The sequence below is a fragment of the Neobacillus drentensis genome, assembly GCF_036962765.1.
In the GTDB taxonomy this organism is placed as follows: domain Bacteria; phylum Bacillota; class Bacilli; order Bacillales; family Cytobacillaceae; genus Neobacillus; species Neobacillus drentensis_C.
In genome coordinates this window covers 136,354-155,409 of the sequence record NZ_JBALOS010000002.1, presented here as the reverse complement: position 1 = coordinate 155,409, position 19,056 = coordinate 136,354, and the positions used below count along the sequence as shown (strand labels likewise).

The window sequence follows — 19,056 nt, the reverse complement described above, 5'->3', positions numbered from 1 at the left end:
TGAAACAGGGTGTCAGCTTTTAGAGCTGGCACCCTAGTATTTTTAAGCCGTTGTCGATATCATCACCAGGCACATGTCATCCTTTGGGGTATTATCGAGCCCCAGACTTGGCTGCAGCTGTTGCATTAATGAAGCGGGAGTGTCCATGTCCTTATCCTGTAAGGTACTGGTGAGCTTAGAGATCGCATCCTCATACTCCTCCTCGAGTCCTTCCGAAAGACCATCTGTAAAGAGGAGCATCCGCGCGCCTTGCTTGTAAGGAATGACGCCTTTCGTCACTTCGATTGATTCAAAAAAACCAAGGGCACAGCACCCTTCCGTCAGAAGCCTCACTTCTTCATCCACCATTGCAATCCCCGCAGGATGCCCGGCATTGACGTACTCGATTGTCTGCTTTTCTGTGTCGAGCACCAGGTAAATGGCCGTGAAATAATAGTTGATTAGATGATCGGGCATTTGCAGCTGATACATGCGCCGATTGAGTTCTTTCATGACCAGCTCTGGATCAGACATGCCCGTAATCGTATCTTTTAACGCCGAATATATGTACATACAGACGAGTGAGGACGAAATTCCGTGCCCCATCATATCGAGTAAAATCACGCCATAACGATGTTTGCTGATTGGGTACCAGGCATACAGGTCCCCGGCAAGCTCAAATGAAGGCTTGTATATGGCCGAAATCGTTACATCCTCTTCCTTAATCGGGTCACTAAGGATGCTTACTTGGACTTGCTTAGCCAAATCTAACTCATATTGAAGCCGCTTATCTCTTTCCTTCCGTAAGTCCTTCTCACGTTTTAAGCGAAGGACAGAACGAATTCGAGCCAGCAATTCCACCTTATTAATGGGCTTCAGGACATAATCGAGGGCCCCCGCATCCATCGCCTCGGCCATCTTATTGGAATCTCCCATCGCTGTAACGAAAATGATTGGCAGGTCGGCATACCGCACATCTTTAAGAATCCTCCGGCACGCTTCCATTCCATCAATTTCCGGCATCATCAAGTCCATGAGGATTAAATCTACTGGGACTTCCTCCTGGTTCGGCTCCTCAAGATGCAAATATTGATATAATTCCTTGGCAGATGACATCAAATCCAACCGATTATAGCCAGCCATCCGCAGGATTTTCTCGATGATCATCAGGTTTGTTTGATTATCATCAACAACCGCAATTTTCATGGCCATGGCCATCCCCCCTTTAAAAGCGTCTGTTTTAGCCGCCGAATAACTTCCATTTTATAGGTCAAAACATTCTTTTAAAAATAGGCCTGACCCCAGTATGGACGCGTCCGGGTCAGGCACAGTTTATTTATTCAAGCATCGTTTACCCCTTGATAGGCATCACATGCGAGTGCTTTCCGTAACTTTTCAATCGCATTTCTTTGAAGACGGGAAACATGCATTTGTGAAATCCCTAAGTGCTCACCGGTTTCCCTCTGACTTTTATTCGCAACAAACGTAAAGTGAATGATTTCCTTCTCTCGTTCTGATAGAACATGCATCGCACTCTCGAGCAAAAGCTTTTGATCCACTTTTTCAAAGCCCTCGTCCTCGGATCCGACAATGTCTAAGGTCGTCGACGTGCTGCCATCCGAACCCGTTTCAATCGTTTGATCCACAGATGCCGCTTGATAACTTTTTCCCATTTCCATCGCTTCCAAAACTTCCTCTTCGGAGATGTCCATATAATCGGCGATTTCCTGGATTTTCGGCGATCGCTGATATTGCGTGGTCAGCTCGTCCACCACAGTTTTAATCTTCGGCCATAAATCTTTGATTCGTCTCGGGACATGGACGCTCCACGTTTTATCCCTGAGGAACCGCTTGATTTCCCCAATAACGGTTGGAATTAAATACGACTCGAACGGATTTCCCAAGCCTGGATCAAATCTTCGGATTGAGGCCAATAAGCCAATCATAGCAACTTGCATGATGTCCTCATGAAGATATTTTCCTTTTGAATATTTTCGCGCCAGACTCCCGACCAGGGCCGTGTAATGTTCGACTAATATCATTTGCGCCATTCCGGACTCGTTCTGCTGAAACTCTAAAATGAGGGCATCAATTTCTTCCTTAGTTCGTTTCACGGGTTGTGATGCTTGTGTCATGATTTTCACGCTCCCCGCCTAGATACTTCACCATGAAGACCGTTACTCCGGAGTGATTCGAGACACTCACTTCATCCATCAGCGTTTCAATTAAATACAGACCTAACCCTCCTTCTGCCAGCTGCTCCACTGTACTTGCTTCAGTATAGGGACCTAATTCGTTCTTTGTCTGGGTGAAATTAAAGCTCTTTCCACTGTCCGCTACCATCATTTCTAACTTATCCGGATAAATTCCAAAGCCGACAATTACTTCGCCGCCTTCATCCTTCGGATATGCATGGTGAACGGCGTTTGTACAAGCTTCACTTATCGCGATTTTAATATCCTCGATTTCCTCATATGTAAACCCCATGCGGCTGGCAATGCCCGATAACGTCAAGCGAATCACCCCCACATACTCAGGTTTGGCAGGAATTTTCATTTCAATATAATCCATCACTTGGTTCATTGTCTCCCCTCCTCTGGCGTTGAAGAGATATTCATAACATTACTTAATCCCGTAATTTGAAATAGTCGTCGGAGTCGTTCCGATAAGTTAATTAACTTTAATTCGCCGCCATTTTCCTTTAGCTGTTTAAATAAACCTACAAACACACCAAGACCGGTGCTATCTAAATAGGTCACATCCTGGAGATTTACGGTGATCACCTTATTGCCCGCTTCCGCAAGTGACAATAATTCTTCTCGAAGCTGCGGCGCCGTATAGGCATCAATCTCTCCTGCCACAAGCACCACGACTTCCTCATTACGCTGCTGTTTATCTATCGTTATATTCATATCCTCATCACCCCTGAAAGATTTACCATGTACATACCCTTATTTTCAAAACCCAAACCTATATTTTAAAAAAAGTTTTATTTATTTTGTCTAAATATTGATTGGAGCTCCTTTCACTCCAAACAACATTCACCTATACCAAAGCCTTTTTAAAAAAATTCATCTATTCTCGATAGTATACCAAAATATTCAAATTATCGGACGAATCCACCAATCTACCTAAACAAACCTAATAGGTTTCATTCTTAAAAAATGGGGTATTACAAGATTACGACGATCAAAGGAGAGGTTCAAATGGATACTAAAAAACATGATTTACACGAGAAGGTTAAGAGAGCAAACAATGGCTCGATGGCCCAGAATTTAGAGGAAATCAAGAAGCTCGGTAAGGAAATGGACGAGGCCAAAACCGGTACCCAGCTCAAGAAGGAGAAGCAAACCCCCGATCCACAGCAATAAAAGAAGATCCTCGCAGCGGCCCTTTCACAGGGTCGTTATTTTTATGCAAAAAGGCTTGCACCATTCTGGGCAAGCCGCTTCATTAATTAAAATAAGAATCCTTCTGTTTCCCTGTCAATAGGTCGCCCGTCCAGCCTTTGAATCTTAAAAAGCCATACAGCAGGAGTGTCGCGATGATGATCAGAATAATTGAAAGAAAATAACCGTACCGCCACTCGAGTTCCGGCATATGCTTGAAGTTCATTCCCCATAGGGCCCCAAATGCCATGATCGGGGTAAAAATAATCGTGATTACCGTTAAGGTTTTCATAATTTCGTTGCCACGATGGGAGGAGATGACCTCTTCTAAATTAATAATTGAATCCAGTTCATGTTCGTATTCATTGAGCAGCGCGGTCATTCGTTCAATCCGTTTGACTAAGAGAGTAAACATCTCGTCCCTGCTCACTTCTTGCAGGTCGACCTCCTCGATCCCCATTTTTAGCTCATTGATGGGTATCAACAGGCTTTTCCAAATTAATAGTTCATGCCTGCGCATATAAATTTTTTCGAGGATATTCGTTCCATTCTTTCTGCGGATACTCCAAATGAGTGTTTTTAACGCCTCTTCAAATCGATCAATTTCAACTAACATTTCATTCATTAGTTCTCCCAGCAAAATAAAGAAGCCCTCGACTGCGTTCTCAGTCTTGTTCATTTGCTTATACAGCTGTTCGGGATGGATATGTTTAAAGTTTGGAAAATGTAGATCGACCGTAATCAGTTGATCCTCCGTTACATAAAAATGGAAGATTTGATAGTCCTTTGCCTCTTCAAAATTTTGCTTATAAATGAGAGAGCCCGTCACCACTTTAACGCCAGAATCAAGGATTTTGATCCTTAAGGAATTGGTTTTCTTTTGCAGCACTCGTTCCAGCCAATGGTTACACCCAGAATGATCCTGTTCGAACATTGGCTTATTACGGTCACCTTCATTCACCTTAAATTGGTACCATTTCCACCTGTTTTCACCGATACATTTTTCCATAGGATCTCCTTTCAAAAAAGGTTTTTTAACTATATCCCCTCTTCTGAATGAAATGAAACCTCGAACATAATGTTTGAACGGTCCGAAAACGGGTATACCTATGAGAAATAGAGCTTTGTTGTATATGAAAGTCCTATTTTAATAGTATCTATAGGAGGTTTTAAAATGAAACGAAAGGTACCTGTTACTTCGATGATTGTGGTTGCGGGGATGGGAGCATCAGCTGCGATGTGGTTATCGTCTAAACCGAACCGATTAAAAGCGGGAAGTGTGCTGAGAGACTGGAAACGGAAGATTAAGCCTTCACCCTTCGATAAAAGCGAGATTCTCCCGATTGAAAAAGGAGGAAACCCTCACCCGCATGATTTAGAAGATAATGAAATGGTAAGTGAAGGGGCCATGTATTCTGTTCAATTTTTTAATGAGAAAATGCAATGATAAGCGGTTGGGGTGGATTTCTGCCCCAGCTTTATTTTTTGATGGGTGTGAAGTGGATTGAAACTTCGGGGCAGTATGGTGAAGTATTACTAAACTAGTATCTTCTCATTCATGATCCGAACATAACGGACTAAATAGGAATTGATCACATAATTGCCTTGGCTATTTTTGACAACAAAGTATTTGTTACGATCCATCATGTCAATGATTTCTTGTTCCACTTCTTCTTTTTTCACATCTCGATCTTTGATCATTTTTTCGGTAATGATCTCATTATCAAACGTATAGCAAACAGTAAATTCCTTCATCCTGATTTTCCTTTCCTTGGGATCCTATTTCTCCTCGACTTTTACTAAACCTTTACCTAAATTATGCTTTTCAAAATAGCAAATGACTACATCATCGACTTGGATGTTCTCACCCGAAACAATGTTTTCAGCTGAAAAAACGATTTCTTCCCCGTCTTCACCTTTTCCGTAGTATTTCTTCCCTTTAATCTTGCTAATCTTGTATTCTACTGTCGTGTATTTAGATGAAACATGGCTTTCCGTACTTATATTGTTAACAGGCGCAGTTGACTGATGTCGAACCCAAACTAATGTAACTAAGATTGATGAGAGCACCAAAAGGATGACCGCTCGTTTGATCATATGACTCTACCTCCTTCTATGTATTTTAAGAGATGCACTCGGAAAGTAAATCCTTCTTTTTGCCCTTAGCCTTTATACCTATATCTGAAACCGGGCAGATGAACTTCAGAAAAAATAACAATCCGAAAACAGCTGATTTCGGATTGCTATACGGCGGGTTTGCATTCATGTCGGAGTGCACCCCAGTTAAAATACAGGTGATTGCGTATCATTATCTAGCAATGTGGAAGTGAAAATCTTCACGTGTTTTTCGGAAATATCCTTTCCTCTGAGCATCAGTTTTTGGACTTCTTTTCGTGGGGAAGTTTGGGCGAAACTAATCGATAATTTTGCCCCGGTTATATTATTTTGAATATTCATATTGAGGTGAGAAATCTCTACGGCATTCAATGGCCGTTTATTTGAAAAAGGATTTAAGCCTCTTAAATAACTCTTGCTGTCAACAAAATCCTTTTCTTTGGGATAATCAATATAGGGTGAACGGTTGAATGGTCCCTTTTGCAGAAGAACCTCCGAGCTTTCATCATATAAATCAGCAGTCATGTAAAGGAAGTCCTTAAAAATTTTTCGAATATCCTTTCTCGCACTCATGGATAAAAAACCACTATACCCCAACATACCTGCTTTTGTCACATGGTTTATATAAACAATCATAAATGAATCAGTATATAATCGAGGGGCATTGAGGTTCACATCACTTTCAGAAAAGCCATTTGGAACAGGAAAATTCTCTTGTCGAAACAGATCCGTTACTTGTAAAAGATGTCTTTCTGACATGTTGTACGCTGTCTTAATAATTGACTTTACTTCAGCATCTTCAACCGTGTGTAAAAAATAATTTAAGAATTGGAGAGACATACTATTATTCATATACGATGTCCACAGTGAAGCGATTTCGGATGAAGTAAGCAGGATGTTCTTATCAGACATTATTTACCATTACTTCCCCGAATATCATTCTTCCAATTAGTATTTGTAGGAGAAGAAATCCTATTCCAGCTAAAATTGAAATGGCTGGTGTGGTCAAATTCAAAAGGGAGCTAATTACAGCTCCCTTCTGGCTTTTATTCAATAATCTTCTTATCCATTTTTCGATCTAACTTCCCTAAATATTTTGTGGCAAATTCCTTTCCGCCAAGACCAAAGGCCAGGCCAAAGGCCAGGCCAAAGGCTAAGGCTGCACCGCCTAAGACGAGAATAAAGGCGGCATTGACGATGGAATGGGCCACACCCAGCTGATCCAAGGCCATAAAGACAGTGATCGCAAAGATGGCATATTTCCCAACCGCTGCTAGGGTTCGCGCGTAACCGTTCTTTATTATGTTTTGTAATATACGCTCGACCAGTTGACCAACATATAATCCCATTCCTAAGATTACGAGTGCCGCAAATAACATTGGTAAATAAGCAATCACGCCGGTTGCCAGCGTTACTAAGAACGCTAAGTGGACAATTTGCAGGGCTTCCACGGTGAATAATAAAACAATCACGATTTTTACGAGCATCCCCACGATTTGTGAGAGATTGTACTTGGATGTCTCTGGATTGAGTGAGCCAATCCCAATCTGCTGAAAGAGATGGTTAACTCTTAAACGCCAAAGCAATTGTGTCACCATTTTTTCGACCCATTTTCCAAGCCAAATACCAACTAAGATGAGGATAGCGGCGACCGCTATGTTGGGAATCAAGGAGAGCACACGATCCAGCATCGTAATTGCAGGCTCAGATATTCCTTTAAGCTCCAGCTTTTCTAGAGCAGTAATTATCGTCGGAATTAAGATAAGAATAAACGCAATATTTCCTACTAGACTTGAAAGAGTGGTTCCCTCTCCTGTCTGGATTACCCCGAATCGTTGGCCAATTCGCTCCGTCCCAATACTCCGTAAGAAGTTGGTTAAAATATCCCTGACGACTTTTGCAATCAACCAGCCGACCAACACAATTAGTGCCGCCGCAAATAATTTAGGGATAAAGGCCAGCAATGTTGATTGCGTTTGGGCAAATGGTTCGGACACGCCTTCCATTTGTAAGGCGTCCAACACCCCAGGTAAAAATAATAAGAAAACAAAGTAGAATAGCGCTTTTGCGAAACTATTCAGCTTGAGCACTGCCTCGGCTTCGTTATTGGCCAGCTTCCATTTAACTAACTGGCGTTCTAAATGAACCATTGCGGTTCCCTTTTTAAGGAGGATTCTAAGCAGGGATGCAACAGCCCATGCTAGCAGTAAAATCAACGCCGCTTTTAAGACGTTTGGAATCGCTGCTGTAATCGTCGATAACATCGCTACGAGCGGTGTGGCAATCAAGCTTAAGTGAAGGATGTTAAAAAAGATAATCCACACAAAAACTAGTAATAGATAATAAACGATTTTTCCAATAATCACTTCAGATGAGTATTTCCTCTTTCCCAGGTTGGAAAACAAGCGATTATCAAAATTGGTTTTCTTCAAAAGAGCCTCCACACTTTTGCCGATACTTTTCGCAACCAGCCAGCCAACGACTAATACGAGAATAGCCAGCAGCAAGTTGGGAATCTGGTTAAAATACGAATACCATCCCGTCATCAATTGATCCATCTCCATCCTATCAATCTCCTTTTTTTAGTTTCTAACTTATTTACGTAAGTAAGTTTTCTAGTAGATATATAACCCTTACTGAAGAGTTGAAACTAATTTCTTTAAAAGAGTGCCTATGAACCTACTTAAAAATTTTTTTCAAATATGGGCATTTAATGAAGGAATTCGAATTGCCTCCCTGTTTTTGGGCTGTAGCTGACCCTTTCGGAAAAAAATGAGGTTTCAAGTCCCCTCCAGCGGGAATACAACCAATATGCAAGGCAGACTTGCACTTCTAAACGATGTGTAACCATTCAATTAGGAGGAGGAGTTCGCAATGAATATGGGTTGGAAGAAACGATTATTATGTGGTGGATTGGCGGTATCACTGACATTCGGCGGTTTAGCTGGATGTGCTGATGGTGTCGATCAAGATAATGGCATTAGTGATGGACAGCAAAAAGATGCAATCGATAATGATAACAAGCAGGAAGCCAAAGCAACTTTAAAAGATGCAGAAAAGAACCTAGACGAGGCGGTGAATAATGTCGAGGAAAAATTAGAAGAGAATGGCATTGGTGATGGAAAAGACCAAGATAATGGAATTAACGATGGCGAAAAGAAAGATGAAGCAGATCAGAAATAATAAGGAGGATGAACAAAATGAATAAAGATAAATTATCAGGGACAGTCGAGCAGGTAAAAGGTGAAGCTAAAGAGCAATGGGGGCGATTAACTGACGATGATTCAAAGGTAGTTGACGGAAAACTTGATAAGGCAAAAGGAAAAGTAAAGGAACGCGTTGGAGAAGTGAAAGATAAACTATCAAAATAGTCATTATTAACCAACGAAACTATTCAATTATAGGAGGTAGAATAATGGACAAGCATGGAAAAAACATTGTAGGTGTGTATCAATCGGAACAAGAGGCAATAGCAGCGATTGAGGATTTACAAAAATGGGGATACGATAAGTCCGAAATCAGTGTCATTGGTAAAGATCATCACCATGTGGATTACGTCGCAGACGAAACGGGGACAGTAGCTGAAGAAACTGCTGCAACAGGTGCGATTACCGGTGGAGCACTTGGCGGGGCAACCGGACTATTAGCAGGCCTTGGCGCCCTTGCGATACCAGGTATCGGACCAATCGTCGCCGCCGGTCCTGTTGCTGCCAGCATCCTGGGGGCGATTACCGGTGCAGGTTTAGGCGGATTAACCGGAGCCCTGGTCGGACTGGGCATTCCAGATTACGACGCCAAGTATTACGGGGAATCCGTGGAAGAAGGAAAGATCCTCGTCCTGGTTAACAAACGAGACCATTCTACCCAAGAAGATATTCCTTCTGACGTGGAGCCGACACCTGATACGGAGGAAGACCGCTTCAATACCATAAGAGAGCGCAATCCCGCTTTGAATAACAAATTTTAAGATGGAAGCAAGCTGCAGCAGCGCAATCGTTGTCTGCAGCTTTTTTGCTAAGGTTGACTTCCAATTTATATCCAGGAAATGTCGTAAGTTCCGTGAAATGTGTAGTAAAAGTCCAAAAGTATGTAGTAAGTTCCGGAAAATATGTAGTAAAAGTCCATAGTTATGTAGTAAGTTCCGTACAATGTGTAATAAGTTATTTTAGATTAAAAAATTTACTAATATATTTCCTGGAAATGTTGTAAGTACCGTGAAATGTGTAGTAAAAGTCCAATGTTATGTAGTAAGTTCCGGAAAATATGTAGTTACTGACCAAAAATACGTAAAGCAAAAAAAGAAGAGGCTCCCCCAGCCTCTTCTTTCTATATGAAGACCCCTTTAGTTTGACCTTGCTGCTTTCCCCAAAGCAGCTAGACCCATTTCTCCCTACTTAGCTGAAAAAGTCAGCTAAGTTATTTAAGTTATTTTGCATAAAATCAAGTGCGATATTTGGCATTACACCTAACAGCACCGAACCAACTACTGCCACAAGCAAAACGACCGTGATTCCCACTGGAATCTTGAACTTGCTGTCGTCGCTTGCTGGGCGGAAGAACATTTGTGTCATCACTCCGAAATAATAGAAGTACGAAACGACAGTTGTCGCAATCATTATCGAAGCAAGTACATAATGCGGTGTTGCGCCTGCAAATGCACCGACAAAAATATTTAATTTGCCGATGAAGCCAGCCGTGCCCGGGAAACCTGCCAATGACACAAGCAAGATGCCCATTAAGACTGCCAGTACAGGTGAACGGCGATACAATCCGGCGAAATCAGCAATCTTCGCCGAGCCTGATTTTTCGGTAACGACCTGAATGATGGCGAACGCGCCCATATTCATGAGCATGTACGCAAGCAGGTAGAACCAAATCGAATAAAAGATGTTTGAGTTCAGAGTTGTTAAGGCAACGAGAATATAACCCGCATGCGCGATACTGGAATAAGCAAACATCCGTTTAATGTTCGACTGCTTCAACGCAACTACGTTACCGATAATCATTGTTGCTCCCGCGATGAAAGCAATGTAATCCTGCATTTCGAGCAAGATTGGTTTTTCTGGATTCCCAACCGAAGCAGCCGATAAAAAGACCGTTAACAAAATTCGAAGCACAATCACAAAACCTGCTGTCTTCGAAACGACACTTAGGAAAGCCGTAACCGGCGTTGGTGCCCCTTGGTAAACGTCAGGTGCCCACATATGGAACGGCGCTGCAGCCAATTTAAACGCTAATCCCACGAACACCATCAAAAATGCTAGTGTTAACAGGTAGGATTGCTGGCCATCTGCCAAGGTCGACAGGCTGGTGGCAATCTTCACTAAATTGGTTGAGCCTGTTAAACCATAGACATAGCTCATCCCAAACAACGTGATCGCGGTAGAAATTCCGCCATTAATGACGTATTTCATCGCCGATTCGTTCGATTCTAGATGATACTTGCGGATGCCCGCTAAAATATAAGAAGAAACAGTTAACAATTCCAAGCCGATGAATAGCGTAATTAAATCGCCGCTTGATGTCATAATCATTCCACCGAGCAAGGCTGATAAGAACAAGTAATAAAACTCGCCGCGATACTCCTCTAAACCATCCTTTGCCTCGTAGCTGACGGCCAAGAACATGACCAGTCCTGCCCCGACAAGCAGCAATAATTTAAAGCCCATCGCGAAACTATCTAAGCGGAACGAATCATCCAAAATCGATGTCACAGGTCCGCCGACAAAACTAAGCACGGAGACGATGGCAGCGATGATGGCGACAATGCCAATCCAGCCGAGAATTTTTCGATCTTGATTTTTCGGCATAAATAAATCTAAAAGTGTCAGAAGTGCGGATACACCAAGGATGATGAACTCTGGTGTCATGGCACTCCAATTAAATTGTTGCAAAGTCTCAAGACTCATCCTTCATCACCCTCCTATCCCTAGCATGATGGTTTCAAGTGTAGTTTGTAGCGGCGTGCTTAGGACACTTGGGTAAACACCAATTAACACAATCAACAACATAAGTACAAGCACGGGCACGAATTCGACGCCCTTCAGATCAAGGATGCCTGCAAATTCACGATGTGCCTTTCCGTACGTGATTCCTAACACCGCACGCAGCAAGTAAGCAGCGGTCATAATAATCCCGAGCGTACCTACCGCAGCGATCACCGGCATTTCTTTGAAAAGACCGAGGAACGCCATAAACTCACTGACAAATCCAGACATGCCTGGCAAGCCAAGCGACGCAAGCCCGCCAGCCAACAAGAAGCCAGCTGCAATCGGCATGCCCTTCGCCATACCGCCTAGATTCTCGAGGAGCGACGTATCGGTGCGTTCATATAGGACGCCCACCAAGAAGAATAACAGCGCAGAAATCAAACCGTGCGAAATCACTTGGAAAATCGCCCCTTGAATCCCAGCCTCATTCATCGCCGCAAGTCCGATTAACACAATCCCCATATGAGAAATGGATGAATAAGCCAAAACCATTTTAAAGTCTGTTTGAATGAACGCTAGATACGCCCCGTAGAGGAGGTTAATTACTCCAAGGACAGCAATCAGCGTCGCAAGAGTCCCAAACTGCTCGGGAAAAATGCCCATTCCAAAACGAATTAATCCGTACGCACCAATCTTCAGGAGGATCCCTGAGTGGATCATAACAACGGATGGCGGTGCTTGAACGTGGACCTTTAGCATCCAGCTGTGTAATGGGAAAATCGGCAGTTTCACACCAAACGCTAGCAAGAGACCAATGAATAAGCCCATTTTCAAGTCACTTGAGAGCGGTGCCTCTGGTCTTGCCATCAATTGCGTTAGATAGTCAATATTGGTTGAGCCTGTTTTGGCAAAAAGAATCATAATAACGATTAATAGAATCGCAGAGCCTAGTCCGTTGTAAATTAAGAAACTGTAGGCTGCCTTTTCTTTTTCAAAATAACCCCATTTTCCGATTAAGAAGAAGGTCGGAATGAGTGTGATTTCAAAGAAGATGAAGAATAGAATTAGGTTTTCCGCTGTAAACACGCCGAGCATTCCTGTTTCCAAGAGCAGGAACAGCATGAAATAGCCTTTCCATTCCTTTTTCACAAACTTTGCCCCGGCAATCGCCGATAAAGTTGCCACTACCGCTGTTAGAACAACTAGCAGAAGCTGAAAGCCGCTTAGGCCTAATTCATAGTAAACAGAAAAATATGGTTCAGGGGCGTTAATCCCATGAAATTGAATCCACTTCGCTGATACCGTAAAATCGGCTAAATCCTTGCCCCATTGGAAATGGAGATAGGCAGCCAGCGCCAGCAGTAAGGCCGGCAAGGTTGCTAGAAAGCCGACCACTTTAATTGATTGTTCTGCTGTTTTAGGCATAAACGCTAAAACCGCAATTCCTAGTAAAGGGGAGAATACTAGGAGTGAAAGAACAGATGTTAAATTCATCGTAAGTACCCCCCTGTTAATGCAAAGATGACGACTAGTACCGCTAGTCCGATAAAGGCCACCGCACCGTACGTTTGAACCTGTCCGGATTGCATTTTTGAACCGGTTGCACCCAGTCCTTGGACAATTCCGACCACGCCTTTGACGAGTCCTTCAACAAGGAACACATCAATGAAACGTAAGAAGTAGCTGACCCCTTTTGTGAAGGCAACAACCGTCAGTTGATAAAATTCGTCGACGTAATATTTGTTCAATAAAATCGTGTGTAATGTGTCCCCCGTGCCGCTTAACCAGTTGCGGGCAAGTGAACGCTTGTTGTACATCAAGTAAGCAAGATAGATTCCCGCTAAGGAAACAACCGTTGCCGCAATCATAATCCATGCCGGACCTTCAACGTGGCCTTGGTGTGCCAACGCTTCGTTGCCATCGACAAGCCAGTCGCCGAAGAACGTGCCAAACCATGGTGTATTGACATAACCAGCGATAACGGCGAGGATGCCAAGGACGATCATTGGTAAGGTCATATTGGATGGCGATTCATGGACATGCTTTTGATTGCCGCGCGCTTCACCGGTAAAGACAAGGAAGAACAAGCGGAACATATAAAATGCCGTCATAAAGGCAGCTGCAAGTGCTAGGAAGAACAGGATTGGATGTCCGCCTTCCCAAGCTGCGACTAAAATCTCATCTTTTGAGAAGAATCCGGAAAGCCCTGGGACCCCGCTGATGGCGAGTGTTCCAATTAAGAACAGCGGTCCGGTAACTTTAAGCTTTTTCCAAAGTCCGCCCATTTCTTCGATGTTCTGTGTATGTACCGCGTGAATGACGGAGCCCGCTGCTAGGAATAGAAGCGCCTTGAAGAAGGCATGTGTCATTAGGTGAAATACCCCGGCAACATAGCCAGCAGACCCTAAGGCAAGCATCATGTAGCCCAGCTGTGAAACAGTCGAATACGCGAGTACGCGTTTGATATCGGTTTGCACAAGACCAATGCTTGCGGCGAAAATCGCGGTAAACGCGCCAACCACGGCAATCGTAAGGAGCGCTGTGTGGCTCGCCTCAAACAATGGGAATAACGCCGCAACCAAGTAGACCCCGGCCGCAACCATCGTCGCCGCGTGGATTAACGCCGAAACAGGTGTTGGACCTTCCATCGCATCCGGAAGCCAGGTGTGAAGCGGGAACTGACCCGATTTACCCACCGCCCCAATGAAAATCAGGATGGCGGTCAAGGTGATCATGGTGCCTGACACCGCACCGGCATCAACGGCCGCGAAAATTTCACTATATTCAAAGCTTTTGGTTTCCCAGAATAGCAGAATCATACCGATAAATAAGCCCACATCCCCGATCCGGGTCATGATGAACGCTTTTTTGGCGGCAGCTTTTGCTTCGTCTTTGTAAAAATAAAAACCGATTAATAGGAAGGAACCGACGCCGACAAGTTCCCAGAAAATATAGGTTTGCAGCAGGTTAGGCGAAATGACCAGCCCGAGCATCGCAAACGTAAATAGTCCTAAATAGGCATAGAATACTGGAAACCGCTCGTCCCCTTGCATATAACCTTTGGAGTAGGTATGTACTAAGAAACTTACGAGCGATACGATAAACAGCATTAATGCATTTAATTGATTCACTTCAAAGCCCGCTGTTAGATGCATATCTCCTATCGTGAGCCAGTCAAATTTCGTGACATAGGTCGGCTCTGAGAAGCGCTCGAATAAGACCAGAATCGAGTAAACAAGCGATGCCAACGTAAGGAGAATCCCCACATAAGCACTTGCTTCCTTCAGTCGCTTCCCGAAAAGAAGAAGAATCAAAAACGATAATAGCGGGAAAAGCGGTATGAGCCATGCATTCTCCATCATTATCACTATCCCCTTTCGAATGATACAAATCACCATTCGAATTTTGTTGAAAGTCCATTTTGTCATGTCTGGTGCCTGACACCCTTCGTGGACAAATCCTCCTAAATATCCGCGTGTGGAGGACAACTCTTCACAAAGTTACAGCGTCCGTCCACTGTGGACAAAAAGGCCAAAGTGTCTTTTGGTGGTGCCTGACACCCAATTTTAGTTTTTCATCGTGTCCATTTCATCGATGTTGACAGTTTTTCTTGCGCGGTAGAGCGAGATAAGGATGGCTAGACCGACGGCTGCTTCGGCTGCTGCAACACTGATTGCGAACAGGGCGAAGATTTGGCCTGTAATAGACGGCGCCATTCCGTATTTGCTGAAGGTGACAAGATTAATATTCACGGCATTCAACATTAATTCAATCGAGATCAGGACGATAACGGTATTTCTTTTTGTCAGTGCACCGTATAAACCGATGCAAAACAAGATCAGTGCAAGTGCCAGGAAGGCTGAAGCAGGAACGGAACTCATTTGTCATCGGCCTCCTTCTTCTCGTTTTTCGCTAGGATAATCGAACCGACTAGGGCGACTAATAGTAAAACAGACGTTAACTCAAACGGTATGATGTATTTTGAGTAAAGTGCTTTACCAATTTGCATCGTGTTGTTTTCATGCAGAGTGGTCGGAACCTGGTCGATATTGAAATCGTAAATACCAAGATAAACGGCAAAGGCAAAGCCGATAACCCCTAAAAAGACGAGGATTTTTCTCCATTTGCCTGTTTTCGGTTCATGTTCATCGTTATGCTTCGTTAACATGATTCCAAATAGCATAATGATCGTAATCGCACCGGAATAAATTAAGATTTGCACAGCTGCCACAAATTCAGCTGACAGCACCACGTAGATACCAGCGATTGCTACAAAGGTAAAGATCAGTGAAACGACCATATGAACAACCTTGGTAAGGTTTAAAAGCAGCACCCCGCCGATAATAGCGACAAGTGCAAGCCCCATAAATGCGAGGAATTCCCCCGAAAAGGTCATGGTTTATTCACCTGCCGTATGTTTTCGTCGTTTTCATCTAACCATTCTAGGTTTTTAAATAACATATCACGGCTGTATTCAGCGAGCTCAAAGTTATTGGTCATGATAATCGCTTCTGTCGGGCATACCTCTGTACATAGGTCACACAGGATGCAGATCTCGAAGTTGATATCGTAGGTATCAATGATTTTCCCTTTTTTCGTTGGGTCCGGATGTTTTTTACCCGTCAAATCAATACAATCGGTCGGGCAGATGTTCATGCACTGATTGCAAACAATACACTTTTCCGGATAAAACTTTTGAATACCGCGGAACCGGTCTGGCAGTGGAATTGGCTTGTTCGGGTAATCATACGTGACCTTTTCTTTCGTTAAGTTCTTTAGGGTATATTTCAAGCCTTTTGCTAATCCAAGCACGTTTTTCACCCCTTTTACATTTTAAAGATTGTTTTTTGGTGTCAGGCACCAATTCTAATGTCTACACATTGTTTTCGGTGTCAGGCACCATGTGAAGTCTGTAACACAACGCATCCACATATGAGGTCGCTTATTAAAAGAATAGTGACTTAATCAATGCCGTTAAGAATATGTTGGCTAAGGCGATTGGCAGGAGGACTTTCCAGCCAAATTCCATGAGTTTGTCGGCGCGGAAACGCGGTAAGGTTGCCCGCAGCCAGATATAAACAAAGACAACGACGCTAAATTTAACCGCGAACCAGACCGCACCTGGGATAAAGTTCAGGAAGCTGAATGGTGCCAGCCAGCCGCCAAGGAAGACGACGGTAATGAGAGCTGACATTGCGAATAAATACACATATTCTGCGAGCATAAAGAAGGCCCAGCGGAATCCGGTATATTCAACATGGTATCCAGCGACTAGTTCGTTTTCCGATTCCGGAAGGTCAAATGGTGTCCGGTTTAATTCGGCAATCGAAGCAATGAAAAAGATGATAAAGCCGATCGGCTGTAAGAGAATGAACCAGCCATGCTTTTGTGCTTCGACCATATCATTTAGATTTAAGCTTCCTGTTAAAAGAATAACACCCAATACGGACATAACCAGCGGGATTTCGTAGGAAATCATCTGGGCAGATGCACGCATGCCTCCAAGGAGGGCGTACTTGTTATTCGAGGCCCAGCCGCCAAGCAGCATGCCGAAGGTAGTTAATCCGCTCACCGCGATATAGTAAAGCAAGCCAACACCGATATCAGCGAACTGAAACGCATCCGTAAACGGCATCGTAGCCAGCACCATAAAGGATGGAGCGAAGGCGATGACTGGCGCAATGATAAATAATGGTTTGTCTGCTGCCTTCGGAATGATGTCCTCTTTCAGTAACAGCTTGAGAACGTCAGCGACGGTTTGCAATAGGCCCCATTTACCGCCGACCTGGTTTGGACCATGGCGCAGCTGCATGTAACCTAAAACTTTCCGCTCTGCTAAAATTCCGTAGGTAACGAAACCTAATACGATTAAAAGCAAGACAGCGCCGAGTAAAAAGAAAATTCCAAAGTTAGCCCAACTCGGACTTGACTGGAGCAATTCTTCTATCATTAGCCGTCAACCTCCCCAAGGACAATATCAACTGCCCCTAAAATAGCAATCATGTTTGCAATATTTTCACCCTTTAAAAGTTTCGGGAGAATTTGCAGGTTATAGAAGGATGGCCGTCTAAACTTTAAGCGGTACGGTTCTTTTTTGCCGTCGCTGTAAATATAGCAGCCAATCTCTCCGCGCGGTGATTCAATTCGGACGAAAGCCTCTCCCTTAGGTGCCTTAATAATTTTCGGCACTTTGGCTAGAATTGGTCCTTCACCAGGGAATTGTTCCACGGCTTGTTCAAGGATCTTCAAGGATTCTTCGATCTCGTCAAGGCGCAAATGGTAGCGGGCCAAGCAATCGCCTTCCTCAGAAGTCGGTACATCAAAATTAAAACGGTTATAAACCGAGTATGGTTCATCTTTACGTAAATCCCATTTCACGCCTGTACTGCGCAGATTCGGTCCGCTCAGTGAATACTGAAGCGCCTCTTCTTTCGTATACTTGCCGATGCCTTTTACTCGGTCAAGGAAGATTTCATTACCAGACACCAACTCGTGATAACCTTTCAGCTGACCACGCAGATACGGAACAAAGCCGCCTACTTTTTCAATCCAGCCTTCAGGTGCATCCCACTTCACACCGCCAACACGCATATAGTTGAAGGTCAAGCGTGCCCCTGATAGTTCGTTCAGCATATTGATAATCATTTCACGATCGCGGAAGGCATAGATAAACGGACTGGTTGCACCAAGGTCAAGGATATAGGTCCCCCAGGCGACCAAGTGGCTGGCAATCCGGTTCAATTCCATCGCGATCACACGTAAGAAATCAGCCCGTTCTGGAACTTCAATCCCCATCATCGTTTCGACGGCATGACAGATTACATAGTTATTGGTCATCGAGGACAAATAGTCCATCCGGTCTGTATAAGGAATAATCTGTGTATATTGCAGATCTTCCGCTAATTTTTCTGTCCCACGATGTAAGTACCCGATGACAGGCGTTGCTTCGGTAATGATTTCCCCATCAATTTTAACGACAAGACGGAACACTCCGTGCGTACTTGGATGCTGAGGGCCTACGTTTAATATCATTTCTTCTGTTCTGATCATTGGTTACACCTCCACGTCGTACGGCTCATAATCTTTGCGCAGTGGATGGCCAACCCAATCTTCGCCAAGCAGGATGCGTCGTAAGTCCGGATGTCCTGTAAACTTAATTCCTAATAAATCATAGGCTTCGCACTCAGGCCATTCAGCACCTGCCCAAAGCGGCTGCAAGGACTCGATTGTTGGTTCGCTGCGGTCAATCTTCACTTTAAACGCGACGGATTGACGGTTTTTGTATGAGTACAAGTGAACATATACTTCCATATGTGTGACAAAGTCTGTCCCATGAAGCTCGGATAAATAATCAAACCCTAAAAGCTCATTGTATTTTAAAAATTGAGCCACTTTGAAATACGTATCATGCTTCACCACAAGGGTTGGAACATCCTTAGAAAGTTTATTAATATAAGAATCTTCTAAAACATCAGCACCTAAATGTTCGGTGATGACCTTCACATACTTATCCAGGTATGGCTGGTTTGGTGATGGCTTTTCTGCGGCGGCTGGAGCTGCGGTGTCATCCGCTTTTCCTGCTGCTGCGGCTTTTGCCTTGGCTGCTGCCGCTGCTTTTGCCTTTGCTTTCGCTGCTGCGATTG

Annotated in this window: 23 protein-coding genes; 5 read left to right on the top strand and 18 right to left on the bottom strand. The window is 43.8% G+C overall.

From position 1 onward, the window contains the following. Positions 1-42 precede the first annotated feature (42 nt). The 4 genes from V7137_RS01135 to V7137_RS01120 all read right to left on the bottom strand — a co-directional run bounded on the left by V7137_RS01135 (position 43) and on the right by V7137_RS01120 (position 2,891). Positions 43-1,185: a PP2C family protein-serine/threonine phosphatase gene (locus tag V7137_RS01135; RefSeq protein ID WP_335696366.1), complete on the bottom strand. Its 1,143-nt coding sequence runs from the start codon at positions 1,183-1,185 to the stop codon at positions 43-45. A gap of 134 nt (positions 1,186-1,319) precedes the next feature. Further along, positions 1,320-2,114 (bottom strand): RNA polymerase sigma factor SigB, encoded by a 795-nt coding sequence (gene sigB, locus V7137_RS01130; protein ID WP_335696365.1) that lies wholly within the window; start codon positions 2,112-2,114, stop codon positions 1,320-1,322. After that, complete coding sequence (gene rsbW / locus V7137_RS01125) at positions 2,080-2,562, bottom strand: anti-sigma B factor RsbW (RefSeq protein WP_335696364.1); 483 nt, start codon at positions 2,560-2,562, stop codon at positions 2,080-2,082. The genes sigB and rsbW overlap by 35 nt, the downstream gene beginning before the upstream one ends. After that, positions 2,559-2,891: an anti-sigma factor antagonist gene (locus V7137_RS01120; RefSeq protein ID WP_335696363.1), complete on the bottom strand. Its 333-nt coding sequence runs from the start codon at positions 2,889-2,891 to the stop codon at positions 2,559-2,561. Before V7137_RS01120 ends, rsbW begins: the two co-directional genes overlap by 4 nt. 294 nt (positions 2,892-3,185) lie before the next feature. On the opposite strand from V7137_RS01120, the gene V7137_RS01115 reads away from it, so the two are divergent. Beyond that, complete coding sequence (locus tag V7137_RS01115) at positions 3,186-3,350, top strand: hypothetical protein (protein ID WP_335696362.1); 165 nt, start codon at positions 3,186-3,188, stop codon at positions 3,348-3,350. 82 nt (positions 3,351-3,432) lie between these two features. Here the strand turns inward: V7137_RS01115 and V7137_RS01110 are convergent, their stop codons facing one another. Further along, positions 3,433-4,377: a magnesium transporter CorA family protein gene (locus tag V7137_RS01110; protein WP_335696361.1), complete on the bottom strand. Its 945-nt coding sequence runs from the start codon at positions 4,375-4,377 to the stop codon at positions 3,433-3,435. A gap of 165 nt (positions 4,378-4,542) precedes the next feature. Between V7137_RS01110 and V7137_RS01105 the strand changes: the two genes are divergently transcribed. Continuing rightward, on the top strand, positions 4,543-4,815 hold the full coding sequence (locus tag V7137_RS01105) for a hypothetical protein (protein ID WP_218347054.1): 273 nt from the start codon (positions 4,543-4,545) through the stop codon (positions 4,813-4,815). Between the two features lie 89 nt (positions 4,816-4,904). Here V7137_RS01105 and V7137_RS01100 read toward each other — a convergent pair whose 3' ends face one another. From V7137_RS01100 to V7137_RS01085, 4 genes are all read right to left on the bottom strand, one after another. Next, entirely contained in the window at positions 4,905-5,123 is a 219-nt protein-coding gene (locus V7137_RS01100) for a hypothetical protein (protein WP_335696359.1), read from the bottom strand. A 24-nt stretch (positions 5,124-5,147) separates the two neighbouring features. Beyond that, positions 5,148-5,465: a hypothetical protein gene (locus V7137_RS01095; protein ID WP_335696358.1), complete on the bottom strand. Its 318-nt coding sequence runs from the start codon at positions 5,463-5,465 to the stop codon at positions 5,148-5,150. Between the two features lie 186 nt (positions 5,466-5,651). Continuing rightward, positions 5,652-6,395 (bottom strand): DUF3231 family protein, encoded by a 744-nt coding sequence (locus V7137_RS01090; protein ID WP_335696357.1) that lies wholly within the window; start codon positions 6,393-6,395, stop codon positions 5,652-5,654. Between the two features lie 134 nt (positions 6,396-6,529). After that, positions 6,530-8,047 (bottom strand): mechanosensitive ion channel, encoded by a 1,518-nt coding sequence (locus V7137_RS01085; protein ID WP_335696356.1) that lies wholly within the window; start codon positions 8,045-8,047, stop codon positions 6,530-6,532. Positions 8,048-8,357: 310 nt separating this feature from the next. Between V7137_RS01085 and V7137_RS01080 the strand changes: the two genes are divergently transcribed. Genes V7137_RS01080 through V7137_RS01070 form a run of 3 tightly spaced genes read left to right on the top strand, consistent with a single transcriptional unit; the run spans position 8,358 to position 9,450 of the window. Further along, complete coding sequence (locus V7137_RS01080; RefSeq protein WP_335696355.1) at positions 8,358-8,666, top strand: hypothetical protein; 309 nt, start codon at positions 8,358-8,360, stop codon at positions 8,664-8,666. Positions 8,667-8,683: 17 nt separating this feature from the next. Further along, a complete protein-coding gene (locus tag V7137_RS01075; protein ID WP_218347049.1) occupies positions 8,684-8,854 on the top strand; it encodes a CsbD family protein in 171 nt (56 codons plus the stop codon). A gap of 44 nt (positions 8,855-8,898) precedes the next feature. Next, the gene (locus V7137_RS01070) at positions 8,899-9,450 is read left to right on the top strand and encodes a general stress protein (protein ID WP_335696354.1); all 552 of its coding nucleotides are present in this window, start codon (positions 8,899-8,901) and stop codon (positions 9,448-9,450) included. Between the two features lie 427 nt (positions 9,451-9,877). Here V7137_RS01070 and nuoN read toward each other — a convergent pair whose 3' ends face one another. The 9 genes from nuoN to V7137_RS01025 form a co-directional block, all read right to left on the bottom strand. After that, positions 9,878-11,392, bottom strand: a complete 1,515-nt coding sequence (gene nuoN, locus V7137_RS01065) for an NADH-quinone oxidoreductase subunit NuoN (RefSeq protein ID WP_335696353.1) — start codon at positions 11,390-11,392, stop codon at positions 9,878-9,880. A 6-nt stretch (positions 11,393-11,398) separates the two neighbouring features. Beyond that, positions 11,399-12,907 carry an NADH-quinone oxidoreductase subunit M gene (locus V7137_RS01060; protein ID WP_335696352.1) on the bottom strand — a complete coding sequence of 503 codons (1,509 nt, stop codon included), beginning with the start codon at positions 12,905-12,907 and terminating at the stop codon, positions 11,399-11,401. Then, positions 12,904-14,775 carry an NADH-quinone oxidoreductase subunit L gene (gene nuoL, locus V7137_RS01055; protein ID WP_335696351.1) on the bottom strand — a complete coding sequence of 624 codons (1,872 nt, stop codon included), beginning with the start codon at positions 14,773-14,775 and terminating at the stop codon, positions 12,904-12,906. The genes V7137_RS01060 and nuoL overlap by 4 nt, the downstream gene beginning before the upstream one ends. A 204-nt stretch (positions 14,776-14,979) precedes the next feature. After that, the gene (gene nuoK, locus V7137_RS01050; protein ID WP_026568243.1) at positions 14,980-15,294 is read right to left on the bottom strand and encodes an NADH-quinone oxidoreductase subunit NuoK; all 315 of its coding nucleotides are present in this window, start codon (positions 15,292-15,294) and stop codon (positions 14,980-14,982) included. Further along, the gene (locus V7137_RS01045) at positions 15,291-15,809 is read right to left on the bottom strand and encodes an NADH-quinone oxidoreductase subunit J (protein WP_335696350.1); all 519 of its coding nucleotides are present in this window, start codon (positions 15,807-15,809) and stop codon (positions 15,291-15,293) included. The genes nuoK and V7137_RS01045 overlap by 4 nt, the downstream gene beginning before the upstream one ends. Beyond that, a complete protein-coding gene (gene nuoI, locus V7137_RS01040) occupies positions 15,806-16,225 on the bottom strand; it encodes an NADH-quinone oxidoreductase subunit NuoI (RefSeq protein ID WP_144551613.1) in 420 nt (139 codons plus the stop codon). Before nuoI ends, V7137_RS01045 begins: the two co-directional genes overlap by 4 nt. A gap of 133 nt (positions 16,226-16,358) precedes the next feature. Beyond that, complete coding sequence (gene nuoH / locus V7137_RS01035; protein WP_218347044.1) at positions 16,359-17,363, bottom strand: NADH-quinone oxidoreductase subunit NuoH; 1,005 nt, start codon at positions 17,361-17,363, stop codon at positions 16,359-16,361. Further along, a complete protein-coding gene (locus tag V7137_RS01030; RefSeq protein WP_335696349.1) occupies positions 17,363-18,463 on the bottom strand; it encodes an NADH-quinone oxidoreductase subunit D in 1,101 nt (366 codons plus the stop codon). The genes nuoH and V7137_RS01030 overlap by 1 nt, the downstream gene beginning before the upstream one ends. A gap of 3 nt (positions 18,464-18,466) precedes the next feature. After that, positions 18,467-19,056: NADH-quinone oxidoreductase subunit C (locus V7137_RS01025; RefSeq protein WP_335696348.1), on the bottom strand; the 590-nt coding region annotated here is incomplete at its 5' end.

What these genes read in the sequence shown, in the direction of transcription:
- V7137_RS01070 (WP_335696354.1), top strand. Translation starts at nt 8,899, where the DNA reads ATGGACAAGCATGGAAAAAACATTGTAGGTGTGTATCAATCGGAACAA.
- V7137_RS01030 (WP_335696349.1), bottom strand. Translation starts at nt 18,463, where the DNA reads ATGATCAGAACAGAAGAAATGATATTAAACGTAGGCCCTCAGCATCCA.
- nuoN (WP_335696353.1), bottom strand. Translation starts at nt 11,392, where the DNA reads ATGAGTCTTGAGACTTTGCAACAATTTAATTGGAGTGCCATGACACCA.
- V7137_RS01090 (WP_335696357.1), bottom strand. Translation starts at nt 6,395, where the DNA reads ATGTCTGATAAGAACATCCTGCTTACTTCATCCGAAATCGCTTCACTG.
- V7137_RS01115 (WP_335696362.1), top strand. Translation starts at nt 3,186, where the DNA reads ATGGATACTAAAAAACATGATTTACACGAGAAGGTTAAGAGAGCAAAC.
- V7137_RS01110 (WP_335696361.1), bottom strand. Translation starts at nt 4,377, where the DNA reads ATGGAAAAATGTATCGGTGAAAACAGGTGGAAATGGTACCAATTTAAG.
- sigB (WP_335696365.1), bottom strand. Translation starts at nt 2,114, where the DNA reads ATGACACAAGCATCACAACCCGTGAAACGAACTAAGGAAGAAATTGAT.
- rsbW (WP_335696364.1), bottom strand. Translation starts at nt 2,562, where the DNA reads ATGAACCAAGTGATGGATTATATTGAAATGAAAATTCCTGCCAAACCT.
- V7137_RS01105 (WP_218347054.1), top strand. Translation starts at nt 4,543, where the DNA reads ATGAAACGAAAGGTACCTGTTACTTCGATGATTGTGGTTGCGGGGATG.
- V7137_RS01085 (WP_335696356.1), bottom strand. Translation starts at nt 8,047, where the DNA reads ATGGAGATGGATCAATTGATGACGGGATGGTATTCGTATTTTAACCAG.
- nuoL (WP_335696351.1), bottom strand. Translation starts at nt 14,775, where the DNA reads ATGATGGAGAATGCATGGCTCATACCGCTTTTCCCGCTATTATCGTTT.
- V7137_RS01095 (WP_335696358.1), bottom strand. Translation starts at nt 5,465, where the DNA reads ATGATCAAACGAGCGGTCATCCTTTTGGTGCTCTCATCAATCTTAGTT.
- V7137_RS01045 (WP_335696350.1), bottom strand. Translation starts at nt 15,809, where the DNA reads ATGACCTTTTCGGGGGAATTCCTCGCATTTATGGGGCTTGCACTTGTC.
- V7137_RS01135 (WP_335696366.1), bottom strand. Translation starts at nt 1,185, where the DNA reads ATGAAAATTGCGGTTGTTGATGATAATCAAACAAACCTGATGATCATC.
- V7137_RS01100 (WP_335696359.1), bottom strand. Translation starts at nt 5,123, where the DNA reads ATGAAGGAATTTACTGTTTGCTATACGTTTGATAATGAGATCATTACC.
- V7137_RS01075 (WP_218347049.1), top strand. Translation starts at nt 8,684, where the DNA reads ATGAATAAAGATAAATTATCAGGGACAGTCGAGCAGGTAAAAGGTGAA.
- V7137_RS01080 (WP_335696355.1), top strand. Translation starts at nt 8,358, where the DNA reads ATGAATATGGGTTGGAAGAAACGATTATTATGTGGTGGATTGGCGGTA.
- nuoH (WP_218347044.1), bottom strand. Translation starts at nt 17,363, where the DNA reads ATGATAGAAGAATTGCTCCAGTCAAGTCCGAGTTGGGCTAACTTTGGA.
- V7137_RS01120 (WP_335696363.1), bottom strand. Translation starts at nt 2,891, where the DNA reads ATGAATATAACGATAGATAAACAGCAGCGTAATGAGGAAGTCGTGGTG.
- V7137_RS01060 (WP_335696352.1), bottom strand. Translation starts at nt 12,907, where the DNA reads ATGAATTTAACATCTGTTCTTTCACTCCTAGTATTCTCCCCTTTACTA.
- nuoK (WP_026568243.1), bottom strand. Translation starts at nt 15,294, where the DNA reads ATGAGTTCCGTTCCTGCTTCAGCCTTCCTGGCACTTGCACTGATCTTG.